We start from the raw sequence: 15,433 nt of genomic DNA on the forward strand, positions 1-15,433 counted from the left end.
CCCATTTTAGAGGTACGATTTATCAATTGTAAATAGAGAGCAATTAATAAGTTTCATATTAATAATTGTTGCTTGACAGAATTATGATAAACAAAATTTTAGGGGTACATATTTAATACTGTGGTTATTGTTCATAAGAGGTTAAAAACTTATTATACCCCTTGTATATGGATTTTATCTTATACGTACCTTTAAGTAAAATCTATACATAATGGACAGGACACAGAAATTGCAGTCAATTCGACCTTTAATTCCATCTGCCAGAATAGTACCAAATATGAGTGATGATGAACGATTTCAAAATCTTACATTACGCCCCATATTAAAATTACAGAATGATTTATTCCTAGCCTCTTTTCAGAATTATATCAAGAAAATGAAAAATACGTTTTATGAGCTAAAACTTGAAAAACGTTTGGACTATGTTACCAAGGCCATTCAAAAAGACATTAAGTTTAGAAATTCTTTAAAAGGTATGATCATTGGCCAATTTACGGTCGATGAATATGAAATTTATATTCAAAACTCGTCTGCCTTGAACAAGCGAATGATGAATATGGTGATTAAAAGAATACAGGATCAAATTCAATATTTTGAAAAGTTAGAGCTCGTCCAATAGTGATTCCCCATTTAAATTGGTGGTCAATATACTGCTCATAAGGTCAAAATAAGGTCTTATAGTCTTAAACGCTTGGTCTATTTGCTTGGCAAAATCGTCTGACAGTACCTCTGCATCGGTAAAACTTTTGGTAAAAATGAATTGTTTTTTACGAATAAATGCAATGTTGGGGTCTTCTTTATCAAATCCCTTAGGTGCTGTCTTAAGCTCATCACCTACCAATGGACCCCATATGTTTTTAAACGAATTGTCTTCGATAATGGCTACCAATTCAGAAGAATCTAACTCCCATTCCTTTCTTATGCGTAAAAGGTCATTCTTCTCTGGAGCCCAAAAACCGGTAGCTATAAAACTATTGCCCGGTGCAATTTGTACATAGTAGCCACCACGCCTATGCTTACCAGCTCTAGCAAATGAGGCAGAAAAATGCGTTTTATAAGGAGTCTTGTTCTTGGAAAAACGAACATCCCTATAAATTCTAAATATTTTTAATTTTTCAATTTCATCGTGGGTATTCAATAATTGTAGTACATGATTAAAAAAGCTTTTTACCTGTTCTTGTTCTTTTTGAAAGGTGGGTTTATGTTCCGTAAACCACTCTCTATTATTGTTTTCTTTAAGTGCATTTAAATATTGTAAAGTGCTTTTTGTAATATTCGTTTCTAACATACGACCTAACTCTTGTGATTTTAAGCTAAAGTTAACCATTAGATGAGAAGTACTTTTAGTTATTTGGTTAATTTTGATGAACTAATGCAAACTCATGGACCATCGATCTATTATCGAAAAGATTAATACCCACAAGAAGCAACCAAACTTAAGATTTCGATTAAAAAGAAATACTGAAAAGTTTACCGACTTACTTTTTTATACCCTGTTCGATATTGAAACACCGGTAGCGGACAGCTTGGATGAATTGGAGAAACAATTTGATGAACTAGTTGATCTAGCTTGCTGGGAAAGCGAAAAACCCTGTAAAAAGGTTTGGGAGAACTATGTTGAAAAATTACCCTTAGTGTTAGAAAGTCTAAATTTAGACGCAGAGGCTACCGTTAATTGTGATCCTGCCTCATTATCTATTGAAGAGGTGTACATGGCATATCCTGGCTTCTATGCCATATCCGTATATAGGTTGGCACACGAACTGTATAAAACAGGATTTCCATTGGTACCAAGATTAATGACGGAATATGCCCATAGACAAACCGGCGTAGATATTAATCCTGGTGCGCAAATAGGAAAGTCGTTCCATATAGATCACGGTACAGGTGTGGTCATAGGTGAAACTGCAATAATTAAGAACGATGTTAAAATATACCAAGGGGTTACCTTGGGCGGTCTTTTTGTGGCTAAAAATTTACAGAAGACCAAACGGCATCCAACAATAGAAAATAATGTCACCATATATGCCAATGCCACTATTTTAGGCGGAGATACCGTAATAGGTGCCAACAGTATTATTGGTGGTAACGCATGGATAACGGCGTCTGTACCCGCACATTCCACTGTTTTCCACACCCCAGAAATTAAAATAAAAACAATACCCCATGTCTAATTCTTTATTATCGCTCATTGGTAATACGCCTTTGGTAAAATCAAGGGTTTTAAATACCAACCCTAACGTATCCGTGTATTTTAAGATGGAGGGTCATAATCCTGGTGGAAGCGTTAAGGACCGTGCCGCGTATAACATGATCAAAACAGGTTATGATAATGGTGATTTTACAGCAAATGATAAGCTGATCGAAGCTACTAGCGGTAACACCGGTATTGCCTTAGCTATGATTGCGGGAGTATACGGATTGGATATAGAATTGGTAATGCCCGAGAATTCTACGAAAGAACGTGTGCAGACCATGAGAGCTTATGGCGCAAAAGTGACCCTAACTTCTTCTGATGTAGGTATTGAAGGTGCTCGCGATTATGCTGAAAATAAAGTAGCCAATGAAGGTTATAAAATGATGAACCAATTTGGCAATCCAGATAACTGGAAAGCACATTATAAAACAACGGGACCTGAAATTTGGAACGATACCCAAGGTAAAATCACCCACTTTGTTTCCGCTATGGGTACAACGGGTACCATCATGGGAACTTCTACGTACTTAAAAGAACAAAATAAGGATATACAAATTGTAGGAGTACAACCAAGTGATAACGCCAGCATACCTGGTATTAGAAAATGGCCTACGGAATATTTACCTAAGATCTTTGATGCTAAAAAGGTAGATCGTATTATGGAGGTCAATGAGATAGAAGCCAAGGAAATGGCAAGAAAATTAGCCAGGGAAGAAGGTATTTTTTCTGGGATGAGTAGTGGTGGCGCAGCTACTGTTGCCCTAAGATTAGCTCAAGAAATAGAAGAAGGTATTATTGTATCTATCGTTTGTGATCGTGGTGATCGGTATTTATCATCTAGCCTTTTTGATTAGTTAAACAATTAAAGATTGATATAAAAAAAGAGCCGCATTTGCGGCTCTTTTCTATTCATTGTTATAGTGAATTACTCTTCTAACATAACAGTTTCATTGGGTCTACTATATTCTTCCACCAAAAATTCTAAGTTTTCACCGTGTTCGTTGGTAAAAATATAAGTGGTTTTATCGTTCATCATTTTTTTACTTTTCAAATTGATGTTCTCTACGATTTTTAAATTGTCACCCTCATTCATGGCTACCACCAATTCATTGTTTTTTGAAACCAAAACAAAATCTTCAGGAGTTTTAGCTTCATAACTGAACACTATTTTTTCATCGAAAGCATCGTCTTCGTCATTATCTATTTGAACTGTTTTAATAATTGTGGCTACACTGTCCACTACCCTATCCTGATCTATTTTGCCCTCATCTTCTTTAGCGTTTTCAATGGTATTTAAACGTTTTGTGGTAATTTCTACTGAATTTTTAACCAACTTTTTTCCGTTGTTCACAGTATAAGATTTAGATATTTTAGTATCTAAAACTTCTTGATTCTTCTCTTGCGCCATTAGCGTTCCTGTCATTAAAAGGATTCCCGCTAAAGACATATAAATATTCTTAGTTTTCATATATACATATTAAATGTTACTACTACATTTTGATCACTTTTAAAAAAATGTCAAAACCTTATTTGTCCAATACATTGAACAAGGGCAAGATATATGAAACGCTAAGCTACCAATGACCCATAAGCATATTTCTTTAATGGAATACGTATGCTATAGGTAATTCAGTACTTTATAAAGGCAATAGACGCAGGTTTATAACCACTTCTTCTTTTTAAAATAGAACATCATTCCTATAAATAGAAGTATCATTACGATCCAAACAACGTAATAACCATACTTATAATGCAGTTCTGGCATATGGTCAAAGTTCATTCCGTAGATACCGGCAATAAAAGTCAATGGTATAAATATTGAGGCCATAATGGTCAATACTTTCATTACCTCGTTCATTTTATTACTCATATTACTCATGTACATTTCCATTAAACTCATAGACATTTCTCTATAAATCTGTAAACTTTCGTTTATTTCAATGGCATGGTCCAATACGTCTCGTAAAAACAATTTCGTATCCTTTGTAATCAACGGATTTTCAGAATCTATAAGTCGGCTTATTAGCTCCTTTACCGGAAAGATCCATCTTCTGATCTTAAGCACTTCCTTTTTAAGTAGTTGAATGTTCTTTGCCACCACCGGTTCTGGATTAGAATATACTTCTTCCTCTAGAATTTCAATTCTGTTGTTCAGGTTTTCAATGGCTAAAAAATAATTATCCACAATAGCATCTAAAAGGGCAAAAAATAGGTAATCTGCACCTCTGGTCCTAATGCGCCCTAACTTACCGGTTATACGGTCTCTTAGCCCGTTAAACACATCAGCTTTTACCTCTTGGAATACCAATACGGTATTCTCCAATAAGACCAAGGCAATATGTTCCCCTACAATTTCTTCTTCCTCAGAAATATATAACATTCTAAATATGCCAAAAATATAGTCGTCATATTCATCTACCTTAGGTCGTTGTTCGGTATTTACAATATCTTCTAACACCAAAGGGTTTAGGTTAAAATGCTTACCTAGTTTTTCAATAAAGGGCTCATCAGATATACCAACTACATTGATCCAAGAAGTTTGATCTGTTCTTTTTTCCGCAAAAAATGCTTCTAAATCTGTAAACTCTTTGGTCTCATAACCATCGGCATTATAGGTAGTACTATAAATAACACTATCTCCACGCTCCTTATCCCCCATGTAACTTATAGTTCCTGGAGCTTTCCCTAGCTTATTCTGCTGGCGCGATTTTTTCTTTTTTCGCTTTGGGAAGTTGAGCTTTTTATTTGTGGCCATATATGGTATTTTTTATAAATATATTAAACAAACAACTAATTCGTAAAGGTCAGTTCATTAAGAATTAAACCGGAACCAGGCGCAATAGTCTTTAAGACCATATCAGCATCTGCAAGCAAAGAAGTTCTAATATCATCAAGTGACAGTTCCCCCTTGCCCAATTGCACCAATGCTCCCATAATCATTCTAATTTGATATCGCATAAAACCCTTGCCCTTAATTCTTAAAACATAACTCTGCTCTGGAAAAAAATTAGCGGTCAACATAGTGTTGGGTTCAATATGGCAAGAATCAATTTTTCTTATGGTTTTGGCATTCGCTTTTAATTCTGCAGTATATACAGAGAAGTCATGAGTCCCAGTGAATAATGTGGCACCTTCTTTCATTACATCTAAATTAAGGTCGTGCATATAGTTTGTAATGAACGGGGCACTAAATGGGTGATTTTTGGTTCCAAAGGAAAAGAAATAACAATATTCCTTTGTTTTACTATCCTTAATAATATTAAAATTTGGTTCAACGGCTGATATGGAAAGTAATCTAATATCCGGTGGTAGGTTTTTATTGAAATCAATAACAAAACCATTGAAGTCTTTAATTTCATCATCCACGAACAATTCAAAAGCACCGTCTAATGAAGAAACCTTTGCATCTGTTCTACCGGCACCTAATATTTTAAAATGCTTATCTGGGTATAAGAAAGCATAGGTTTTGTTTAACATGCCTGTAATAGTCCGCATTTTTGGTTGCTCTTGCCAACCGTTATATCGAAAACCTAAATATTGTAATCGTACCAAATAGCAAAACTGCAGTTTTTTCATAGCTACAAAAGTAATTACAATTTAGCATGAACTATACAGTGGTTTGCTGTAAATCATGGAGTTTTTATTAAATTGGTCTAAGTAACAAACACTTAGGTTCCCTCTATGATCAATTCAACAGTAAATCCGCCAAAAATTTTCTGGGCAGTTGCTGTTTTTGCCCTTTTTTATAGCATCACTGGAATTCTATCTTTTTTAAGCGAATGTTTTGTTACAGATGAAATTTATAACGTGTTGACAGATGATGAACGATATATCTATGAGAACCGTCCTTTTTGGTTGCTGATCGTATTTGGTGTTGATGTTTTTGCTGGAACTACAGCATCACTATTTCTTCTTCTAAGAAAAATTATGGCTTTTAAATTAGGTTTAATATCCATTATTGCAACGACTATTCAAATACTATATTTTTATTTCTACAGTAATATAAGTAATGTCATAGGGCCAACTAGCATGCAAATGCCTTTGATAATTTTTGCAATCAGTTTTATGTTGCTTTTATTTATAAAATATAGTATCATGAAGAGGTGGTTAGCTTAAGGTCAGTAACTTAATCAACAAAGTTAACCGTTCATCGAATTGTTTAAAATAAACGAAAAACATACCCGTTCTTGAAACGAAACTATGGTTCCCCTAAGACCATTTAAACTTAGTTTTATGAATTCTATTAAAGGAATATTGACCTGGAAACGTACTTTAATCGTATCGGTTGCCGTATTGTTTCTATTGAACATTTTTAGTTTTTACGGCTTGTACACCAACAAGTTTTATTTCTTTAAGATTGACAACTACATTTTCCCTTTGTTATCCATAATCCATTTGGTCTTTCTGTATGTACTATGGTTTAAAATCAATGAAAACGAACTAAGTGACCCGCCAATGCGCACTTTAGAATACGTGTTGTATCTTATTTCTTTGGTCTATCTCTATAAATTGGTAGAAACCATTATCATATTATTCAGTTATTCGGATTTTGAAAATCATCTTATTCCAAGTACGTTTTTGCCCCTGGGCTTTTTTATATTATTGCTATACACCGTATTATTATTAGTTACCTTTTTGGCTGTAGTGTACAGAAAAGAAATTGTGGGCACCTATTTGTTCGATGATATGAACCAGCATGTGGATCACTGGAAATAATATAAAATTCTAGATATATTAGCCTCGATTATTTTTATCGAGGCTTTTTTTTGCTATCACCTTACATCGCTGTATGTATTCGGTTCATCGGATTTATTCAACTTCTTTGTAATTATTATTGGATTACACGACTCAACACCCAAACCATTACAGTAGATACGGTACTTTTCTGCGTAATGTGATTTTTCTGTGATACTTTTTATCTTAATTCGTTACTCCATGAAACGTATACTAATTATAGAGGATGACCCCGAAATCATTAAGTTGTTAGAACTTCATTTGTCTGATGTCAGCTATGAAACAACCATGGCTATGGATGGCGATGAAGGACTTCAACTGGCTTTGCAAAATGATTATGAGCTCATACTTTTAGATTTGACCTTGCCAAGCTTAGATGGTGTTGAAGTTTGTAGAAGACTACGGGCTACCAAAAATACACCCGTAATCATGCTTACCGCAAAGTCAGAGGAAATTGATCGGGTTCTGGGCTTGGAAATAGGTGCAGATGATTATATGACCAAACCTTTTAGCATAAGGGAATTATTGGCACGGATAAAAGCTGTTTTAAGAAGAACTAACGACACCGGTAAAAAACAAGAAGATACTTCCATAATATCAGCGGAGGGTTTAACCATAGATATTGACAAACGTAAGGTAGTTGTAGATGATTATAAGATCGAACTTTCGCCTAAGGAATTTGAGCTATTGGTCCTAATGGCCTCTAACCCTGGTAGAAACTATACCAGAACAGAATTATTGAATATGATTTGGGGCTATAATTTTGAAGGATACGAGCATACGGTAAACTCCCATATCAACAGATTACGCGCCAAAATAGAATCTGACATGGCAAACCCAACCTATATTTTAACAACATGGGGCGTTGGTTACAAGTTTAATGAAGAGATAATGGCATTATGAAGAATGAAAAGACCTTGACCCCTAAACTGGTCAAAAAATTATGGATCGCTTTTATTTTCCTAATTGTTTTAATGGGTGCCTCTTATATTTTTATCACAGGGTATCTTACGCTTAACTACAATGAAGCCATTACCCAGCGCATTAATGCTAACGTTGCAGAACATGTCATCCAGGAAAAATTTCAGAAAGATGCCCCTTTTCTTGAAGACGGTAGTGTAAACAAAGCGCTTTTTGGTGATTTAATGCATGATATGATGGCCGTTAATCGGGGTATAGAAATATATCTTTTGAACAATGCCGGTGACATTCTGTATTCCGTAGTATTGGAACATAACGATAACGAGCCAATGAAATCGGTTTCTTTAGAACCGATTAATAAATACATAGCATCAAAAGGACAAGAATTTATTTTGGGCGACGACCCTTTAAACCCCAACGAGCAAAATATTTTTTCTGCAGCTCCATTTTCAATAGATGGTCATGAAGGCTATATCTATATTATAGTTGCCGGAAAGCAATTGGCCCTAATAAGTGATAACCTTTTTGGCTCGTATTTTACAAAACTGAGCATTGGTGCCATTTTGCTGACCATGCTTTTTTCGGCTTTAATTGGAGTTCTAAGTATTTGGTTCTTGACCAAAAATTTAAGGTTGATTACACAAACCGTTCGTAAATTTCAAGAAGGCGATCTAGATATTAGAATAGAAAATCCTGAAGAATCCGATATTGAAGTGGTAGCTCTTTCCTTTAATAAAATGGCAGACTCCATAGTAGAGAATATGGAGAAAATAAAATCCGTAGATAATTTACGTAGAGAGTTGATTGCCAATGTATCACATGACTTACGTACTCCGCTTGCCGTTTTAAAAGGATATATAGAAACGTTACAGATCAAGAAAGATTCATTGACAGAGGATCAAAAAGACGAGTACTTACAAATAACCCATGCTAACATTGATAAGTTATCTGACTTGATCAATCAACTGTTCGAGTATTCTAAATTAGAAGCAGAACAAGTGACCCCAATAAAAGAACCTTTCTCTATCACAGAACTTTCACACGATCTTATTGCAAAGTTCAGGTTATTGGCAGAACAAAAGCAATTGCATTTAGAATTGGACAATCCTGAGGAGAATTATATGGTCTATGCGGATATTGGTTTGGTAGAAAGGGCATTGCAGAATTTAATAGAGAATGCAATTAAGTACACGGAGCCTCATGGAAAAGTCACTTTGAGCCTTGTTAAAATGGGCAAACAAATAGAAATCAATATTACCGATACCGGTAACGGCATACCTATAAATGACCAACCATTTATATTTGATCGATATAAACAGGTAGATAAAACTACCAAAAAACAAGGGTTAGGTTTAGGCCTTGCCATTGTTAAAAAGATTATGGATTTACATGACACCACCATTGTGGTACTCAGTAAACCATATGAAGGCAGTTCCTTTATTTTTAAATTGCCCGCTTATCAATTGCAATGAGTTTAAATTGCTATGAAAAAGAGAAAGCCCGTTCAAGTTTGAACGGGCTTTTCAATTATCTATGGAATTTTAAATCCCTTTCAAGAAACTACTGTACAGGTCTTTAAACTCATACCCGTCTGTAAAGCGTTGTTTGTTCAATTTTTTGTAGGATACCAATCCCCATAATAACAACTCTTTTAAGAAATAGACATCTTTAGAATCAAAATCTGGCTGATGATCTTTCATCAATTGGTTTAATGCGGGAATACTATCTAATGCACGTTTGTATTCCTCATCGGTAAAATCGTCCATCAATTCAAAACCTTCTCCTTGAAAAAACCAGTGTAACAGTTCATCATAAACGGTTTCTTCATCTTTTCGTTCTAGTTTATTGATTTTTGGAAAATACTTCGGAAACAATGTTTTTACCGCATCATCTATAAGGATACCAGCAACAACATCCGCTCCCTCTTGCTCTCCTTCATATACCAATTCTATTTTCCCCGTAATGGCAGGTACAATTCCTAAAAAATCGCTTAAACGTACCATGGTATGGTCACCACCGTTCAATAAAGACCTGCGCTCTGCGGTACTCAATAAGTTTTCAAAAGCTGTAATACTCGTACGGGCACTCACCCCACTTTTGGCATCTACATACTCACTGTCCCGTGCTTCAAAAATCACTTGTTCCAAAAGGTCTTTTGCAAGATCCGGAACATAAACAGCATCGGTTTGTCGAGCATCCAATTTGGCTTCTTGTTCCGTAATTTTTCTGGCTATTTCAATATCATCAGGATAATGCGTTAATATTTGCGACCCAATTCTATCTTTTAGTGGAGTTACAATACTACCTCTATTGGTGTAATCTTCCGGGTTTGCCGTGAATACGAACTGAATATCCAAAGGCAATCTCAGTTTGAATCCCCTAATCTGGATATCACCTTCCTCCAAAATATTGAATAAAGACACCTGAATACGTGCCTGTAGATCGGGTAACTCATTGATTACGAATATACAGCGATTGGCACGTGGAATCATCCCAAAGTGAATTACCCTATCATCTGCATAAGATAATTTTAGGTTTGCCGCTTTTATAGGATCCACATCGCCAATTAAATCTGCCACCGTAACATCTGGCGTGGCCAATTTTTCTGCAAAACGCTCACTTTTATGCAACCACGAAATTGGGGTATCATCCCCTTTTTCTTTAATCAGTTCCATGGCAAATCTAGACATGGGCTTCATGGGGTCGTCATTGATTTCGGAACCTGCTACAACGGGAATATATTCATCTAACAGGTTTACCATTAAATGCGCCAAACGTGTTTTTGCCTGACCACGAAGTCCCAATAAATTAATATTATGTCTAGATAATATGGCGCGCTCCAATTCTGGAATAACCGAGTCTTCATAGCCCCAAACACCGGTAAAGGCATCTTCTCCCTTTTTTATTTTATCAATAAGGTTGTCTCGCAACTCATCTTTTACACTTTTGGTTTGGTATCCGGCAGCTTTTAAGGCCCCCAACGTTTGTATGTTTTTATAATCTAATTTCATAGTATTCCTTTGGTCTTATTTCAATCTTTTTTTTCTGTTTGCTTCGTAATCTTCAAATATCATTTCACCCAATCCTTTTAATCCCGTGAAAAATGCCTTGCCTTTGTTGGCTTCCGTAAAATGGCGAATAAACTGCATGAGATATGGGTCTTGGGCAATCATAAACGTGGTAATGGGTATATGTAATTTTCTTGCTTGGCGTGCCATATTGTAGCATTTTTCCACGATAAAATCATCTAGCCCCACACTGTTTTTATAATACGTACCGTCTGGCATGCGCAGACAACTTGGCTTACCATCGGTAATCATAAAAATCTGTTTATTGGTATTACGCTTTCTGCGCAGCATATCCATGGCCAATTGTAATCCAGCAACGGTATTGGTGTGATACGGACCTACTTTTAAGTACGGTAAATCTTTAATGGGTATGGGCCAGGCATCATTACCAAAAACCAAAATATCTAAGGTGTCTTTTGGGTATCTGGTGGTAATCAATTCTGCCAATGCCATAGCCACCTTTTTGGCGGGCGTAATACGGTCTTCGCCATACAGGATCATACTATGGCTTATATCGATCATAAGAATGGTGCTCATTTGCGCCTTATGCTGGGTATCTTCTACTACCAGATCATTTTCGCTCAATTGAAAACTGCCCACACCATGATTAATTTGGGCATTCTTAAGACTCTCGGTCATAGATATGTTTTCTAGACCATCGCCGTACCGGTATTCCCTAAGGTCGCCCGTGTGCTCATCACCTTGTCCGGATTTTCCTGTTTTATGGTTACCCGCACCACTACGTTTTAACTTGCCAAAAATTTGGTCCAATGCACGCTGTCGAATAATACGTTCCATTTTTGCGGTTATGGAAATATCTCCGCCGCCAGAACCTTCTTCCCCATCTTCACCGTCACCACCGCCATCTTTAAACTCTTCGCGTATGTACCCTTTCGCTTTTAGATCTTCAATAAAATCGTCAATGGTGTAGTCTTCGGTAGTCAGTTCATATTCCTTGTCCAGCTCACGTAACCAGTCTATCGCTTCGTCAAAATCGCCAGAAGTATGTGTGATCAGCTCTTGAAAAATATCAAAAAGCTTATCAAAAATCGATTGTTCGGGTGCTTCGTACGTTTCAAAGCGAAACCCTTTTCTTTCATTCATAGCCATACTATAAAATTAACACTTTTACCTTGGATGCCCACGGCTTTTGGGAAATGTTAACGTTGTTGTTTAAGTTTGGTTGTTGGATGTTCGTTGATGGTTGTTCGTTGTTGGTTGTTCGTTGATGGTTGTCGGCTGTTCGCTGGTCGCCGAACGCAATACGCTGTTCGCTTTTTTCTTTAGGATAGTTGCTGACGAAAAGCGAATAGCTTACGGCGATTAGCGCTTGGTATAAAAGAATTCGTATTTACGAGGAGCTTTTTAGCAAGGAAACAATCTATTTGTTTCGTGAACTCAACATTCAATTATTATGCAGATAAGCGATATGTGTTTAGCGCGTAGCGAAAAGCGACCGGCGCAAAGCGTATAGCGTTTAGCATGCAACATTTTGCGCGTAGCATTTTAAAAAGTAACTTCGGCTACGCTCAGTTACCGGTATTTAGCAACACTATTTACAAACAACCGACAACCAAGACCCAACAGCTAAAAAGATAAACCATCGACCAACTAGCTACGATTAAACAGATACAAGGCTTTTTAAGCACTCCACCGCTTTGGAAAGGTGTGCAGTTTGGCGTATCTCAGTTTCAGTTTCCTGATGTGGCGGCAGACAGTTTTGTGGTAAGTGGAATACCGGAGAAATTGCGTTTGGGACATCAAATGGAATTTGTGTGCAAGCAGTTATTAGAGGCTAGTAATGCGTATGATGTACTCCTGCACAATTTGCCCATACGGGAAGAAAAACGGACTATTGGTGAAATAGATTTTATTGTTCAGGAAACCGCTACAAAGCAGTTAATTCACATAGAATTGACCTATAAATTCTATCTGATAGACACCGATATTAAAGAACCCATACACCAACTGGTAGGTCCCAACCGGCGCGATGCCTTTTATGCCAAGCTAGAAAAGATAAAGAACAACCAATTTTCATTGATTCATACGCCTATTGGTCGCTCCGCATTGTTGGAAAAAGGAATTGATGCCGAAAACATGACGCAGCAAGTTTGCTACAAAGCCCAGTTATTTCAACCTTATTCTAAAGAGCCATTATCCATTGCACCGTTAAACAAAAATTGTATTATAGGCTATTGGTTACGCTTGGCAGCATTTTATACGGCTGACTTTACACCACATACATTCTATATCCCTACCAAAAGCGAATGGGTGTTGCATCCTACGGACACCGTAGCATGGCGCTCACACGAAGAAATTATTATAGCTATTACAGAACGCTTAGAAAATAACAGCGCACCTATGGTTTGGATGAAGAAAAACAACACGTTTGAGAAGTTCTTTGTGGTATGGTGGCAAGCATAGTTTCTAAGTTTAAACTTCATAAATGTCTGTTAATAACTGTTGATAGGTCTTTTTTTAAGTGGGTGGGAATTAGATTACTTTTATAGGTGATATATGTGCAATTGTGTGCATATACAATTGTTATGCCTTATTAAAAAAACTCAATAATTGAAAAAATCTGAAATACTATATGAACCTCTCCCAATTGGAAGAATCGGTGTTAAGAAAAGTACTGAAGAAGTTATTGTAGCAAAAGATTTCTCTTGTTTTGCTCAAATGATTGAGGAATATATAGGGTTCGGAGCAATTAAGATTGTGATGCCTTCATCAGCTCCTGAAATTGAATCCCTGACACAAATGCCAATTTTACTTAGGGAAAGAATTAAAATTGTTGATGACTCTGAGGAAATAGAAACCGTTAACCGAGTTTTATTTAATATCAGAAAAGAATTTAATGCTACATTAAATGAAGAAACAAATTTTCTAAAATTCCCAAAAAACACTGATAGAAAAATCATTGAGAATCTTGACCAATTGCATTCTGATGTAAAAAAATTAGCCCTAGGGTTTAATCATAGTATACAAATTGGATTTAATAAAAATCATTCTATAAACACAATAAGAAATATTAGAAAACTAGTTTCAAATACTACTTCTAGATTAACTTTAGCCCAACTGGAAGGTCTTTTAAATCAATATACGAATGTTGAGTTCGATTCATTTATAACACCTAAAAATGATACTCCAAGAGAATTGATTTCAATATTTGATAAATTAATTAACGATGTTAACTATTTACAATATTCAGATTCAATGACCCAACTGTCACTTCCTGAAAAAAGAGAATCCGCTTTAGTGGATTTGAGAAGCTTTTCTCGCAGTTTCAGTTCCAAAAAATATGTTCATACAACTTGGGATTATGTAACCAAACTTTTAACCGTCTGGTCTGGAATTCCTTTACCAGATTCTAAAGCTATTTCAACCATTGTAAAAGGGAAAGAACTACCGCAACTTGTAGATTTAGTATCCGCAAAAGAAAGAGCACTTGAAATGTGGAAAAGCTCAAAATTGACAACAAATCCTTTAACGAGAACTGGCGAACCTATTGATTCTGAAAATATACAATGGCTTCCTCCTCTTGGCTCAATGAAAATAAGAAGTGAAGGAAATAGACCATTTACTATTGGAACCGTTGGAGAGTTAAAAAAAGCTCTTGAAGACGTTGAGGGGCTATTCGATAAAAAGAAAAACAAGGCATAACACGGTGTATAAAACATAGCTAATAAGTGTTTAACCGAAAGGTTTATGTATATTTAGAATGTCCGCCAAATTTTTAATTTGGCTTTTAAAAAGAGAAAAAAATAAACACAAAATATATAAATTCGGCTCTGTGTTTATCCGAAAAGTTAGCGTCTTTTCACATGCTACGTTTCATATACTGAGCCGTTGTAAAACATTTAAAAAATTATATGCGATTTAATCTGACTAGACATAAATTACTTGGTAAGTTGGCTGAAAAATATGTAGATAAGGACATGTTTCGTGTTGACCAAGCTGACGTAATCGGATTAAATATAGACGAAATAGATTTGGTTCTAGGAAAGCAAAAAAAATACAGAAATCTAATTTTGTCTGAATTAGCGCATTCAAAAGAAATACACTCCTTCAATCTGTCTAATAATGGATTTTTTATAACTCCTTCAGAAGGACTTAGCGCATTCTCTGAAAAAAAATACATTAGAAAGAATAATGACATATTTATAAATTTTATTAAAACGTTATTTGAGATATTAATTCCAGTTCTCGCTTTGACGGTTGCTGTTTTAACTCTTTTATGGAATCAAAATCCAGAAGTCAAAGATTACTCAAAAGAAATTGAAAACAACGCCAATTCACTACGTAGGATAGAATTGCAGTTAAAGACCATAAAACCAATTCAAAGTAATTTGCAAAGCAATTCCGAGGACCTTAAACCGAAATAAAAAACGTTTTTTAACAAAACCTAAAGGTAATGCGGATTTTAGGGCAAAACCGAAAGGTCTGTGTATATTTATGAGGTCGCTAAATCTTATGGATTTAGCTTTGAACAAGAAAAAATAAAACTAAACAA

16 protein-coding genes are annotated in these 15,433 nt (G+C 35.7%); 10 read left to right on the forward strand and 6 right to left on the reverse strand.

Annotated elements, in window-relative coordinates:
- Positions 1 to 211 precede the first annotated feature (211 nt).
- A complete protein-coding gene (locus VBZ51_RS11950; RefSeq protein WP_058102668.1) occupies positions 212 to 619 on the forward strand; it encodes a hypothetical protein in 408 nt (135 codons plus the stop codon).
- Here VBZ51_RS11950 and VBZ51_RS11955 read toward each other — a convergent pair.
- Positions 602 to 1,327 carry a DUF2461 domain-containing protein gene (locus VBZ51_RS11955; protein ID WP_416577076.1) on the reverse strand — a complete coding sequence of 242 codons (726 nt, stop codon included), beginning with the start codon at positions 1,325 to 1,327 and terminating at the stop codon, positions 602 to 604. The two genes, VBZ51_RS11950 and VBZ51_RS11955, sit on opposite strands and share 18 nt — an antisense overlap.
- Before the next feature lie 55 nt (positions 1,328 to 1,382).
- On the opposite strand from VBZ51_RS11955, the gene epsC reads away from it, so the two are divergent.
- Together epsC and cysM are read left to right on the forward strand one after the other, a co-directional pair.
- The gene (epsC, locus tag VBZ51_RS11960) at positions 1,383 to 2,174 is read left to right on the forward strand and encodes a serine O-acetyltransferase EpsC (RefSeq protein ID WP_058102667.1); all 792 of its coding nucleotides are present in this window, start codon (positions 1,383 to 1,385) and stop codon (positions 2,172 to 2,174) included.
- Positions 2,167 to 3,051, forward strand: a complete 885-nt coding sequence (cysM, locus tag VBZ51_RS11965; RefSeq protein WP_058102666.1) for a cysteine synthase CysM — start codon at positions 2,167 to 2,169, stop codon at positions 3,049 to 3,051. Before epsC ends, cysM begins: the two co-directional genes overlap by 8 nt.
- A 71-nt stretch (positions 3,052 to 3,122) precedes the next feature.
- Here cysM and VBZ51_RS11970 read toward each other — a convergent pair whose 3' ends face one another.
- From VBZ51_RS11970 to truA, 3 genes are all read right to left on the reverse strand, one after another.
- On the reverse strand, positions 3,123 to 3,665 hold the full coding sequence (locus tag VBZ51_RS11970) for a hypothetical protein (protein ID WP_416577077.1): 543 nt from the start codon (positions 3,663 to 3,665) through the stop codon (positions 3,123 to 3,125).
- A 192-nt stretch (positions 3,666 to 3,857) separates the two neighbouring features.
- A complete protein-coding gene (gene corA / locus VBZ51_RS11975; protein WP_099192688.1) occupies positions 3,858 to 4,952 on the reverse strand; it encodes a magnesium/cobalt transporter CorA in 1,095 nt (364 codons plus the stop codon).
- 35 nt (positions 4,953 to 4,987) lie between these two features.
- A complete protein-coding gene (gene truA, locus VBZ51_RS11980; protein ID WP_416577078.1) occupies positions 4,988 to 5,773 on the reverse strand; it encodes a tRNA pseudouridine(38-40) synthase TruA in 786 nt (261 codons plus the stop codon).
- A gap of 105 nt (positions 5,774 to 5,878) precedes the next feature.
- Here truA and VBZ51_RS11985 point away from each other — a divergent pair, with 105 nt between their 5' ends.
- From VBZ51_RS11985 to VBZ51_RS12000, 4 genes are all read left to right on the forward strand, one after another.
- A complete protein-coding gene (locus VBZ51_RS11985; protein WP_416577079.1) occupies positions 5,879 to 6,313 on the forward strand; it encodes a hypothetical protein in 435 nt (144 codons plus the stop codon).
- Positions 6,314 to 6,430: 117 nt separating this feature from the next.
- Positions 6,431 to 6,913: a hypothetical protein gene (locus VBZ51_RS11990; RefSeq protein WP_416577080.1), complete on the forward strand. Its 483-nt coding sequence runs from the start codon at positions 6,431 to 6,433 to the stop codon at positions 6,911 to 6,913.
- Positions 6,914 to 7,132: 219 nt separating this feature from the next.
- Positions 7,133 to 7,834, forward strand: coding sequence for a response regulator transcription factor (locus VBZ51_RS11995; RefSeq protein ID WP_058102660.1), 702 nt, complete (start codon positions 7,133 to 7,135; stop codon positions 7,832 to 7,834).
- Entirely contained in the window at positions 7,831 to 9,324 is a 1,494-nt protein-coding gene (locus VBZ51_RS12000; protein WP_416577081.1) for an ATP-binding protein, read from the forward strand. The genes VBZ51_RS11995 and VBZ51_RS12000 overlap by 4 nt, the downstream gene beginning before the upstream one ends.
- A 69-nt stretch (positions 9,325 to 9,393) precedes the next feature.
- Here VBZ51_RS12000 and VBZ51_RS12005 read toward each other — a convergent pair whose 3' ends face one another.
- Together VBZ51_RS12005 and VBZ51_RS12010 are read right to left on the reverse strand one after the other, a co-directional pair.
- Positions 9,394 to 10,863, reverse strand: a complete 1,470-nt coding sequence (locus VBZ51_RS12005; RefSeq protein ID WP_416577082.1) for a magnesium chelatase — start codon at positions 10,861 to 10,863, stop codon at positions 9,394 to 9,396.
- A gap of 15 nt (positions 10,864 to 10,878) precedes the next feature.
- Positions 10,879 to 12,030: a vWA domain-containing protein gene (locus VBZ51_RS12010; protein ID WP_058102657.1), complete on the reverse strand. Its 1,152-nt coding sequence runs from the start codon at positions 12,028 to 12,030 to the stop codon at positions 10,879 to 10,881.
- Positions 12,031 to 12,588: 558 nt separating this feature from the next.
- Between VBZ51_RS12010 and VBZ51_RS12015 the strand changes: the two genes are divergently transcribed.
- The 3 genes from VBZ51_RS12015 to VBZ51_RS12025 all read left to right on the forward strand — a co-directional run bounded on the left by VBZ51_RS12015 (position 12,589) and on the right by VBZ51_RS12025 (position 15,305).
- On the forward strand, positions 12,589 to 13,344 hold the full coding sequence (locus tag VBZ51_RS12015) for a DUF1853 family protein (protein WP_416577083.1): 756 nt from the start codon (positions 12,589 to 12,591) through the stop codon (positions 13,342 to 13,344).
- Between the two features lie 147 nt (positions 13,345 to 13,491).
- Positions 13,492 to 14,583: a hypothetical protein gene (locus VBZ51_RS12020; RefSeq protein WP_416577084.1), complete on the forward strand. Its 1,092-nt coding sequence runs from the start codon at positions 13,492 to 13,494 to the stop codon at positions 14,581 to 14,583.
- Positions 14,584 to 14,792: 209 nt separating this feature from the next.
- Entirely contained in the window at positions 14,793 to 15,305 is a 513-nt protein-coding gene (locus tag VBZ51_RS12025; protein WP_416577085.1) for a hypothetical protein, read from the forward strand.
- Positions 15,306 to 15,433: the final 128 nt, after the last annotated feature.

This window comes from Maribacter sp. HS (assembly GCF_048059195.1).
GTDB lineage: Bacteria > Bacteroidota > Bacteroidia > Flavobacteriales > Flavobacteriaceae > Maribacter > Maribacter dokdonensis.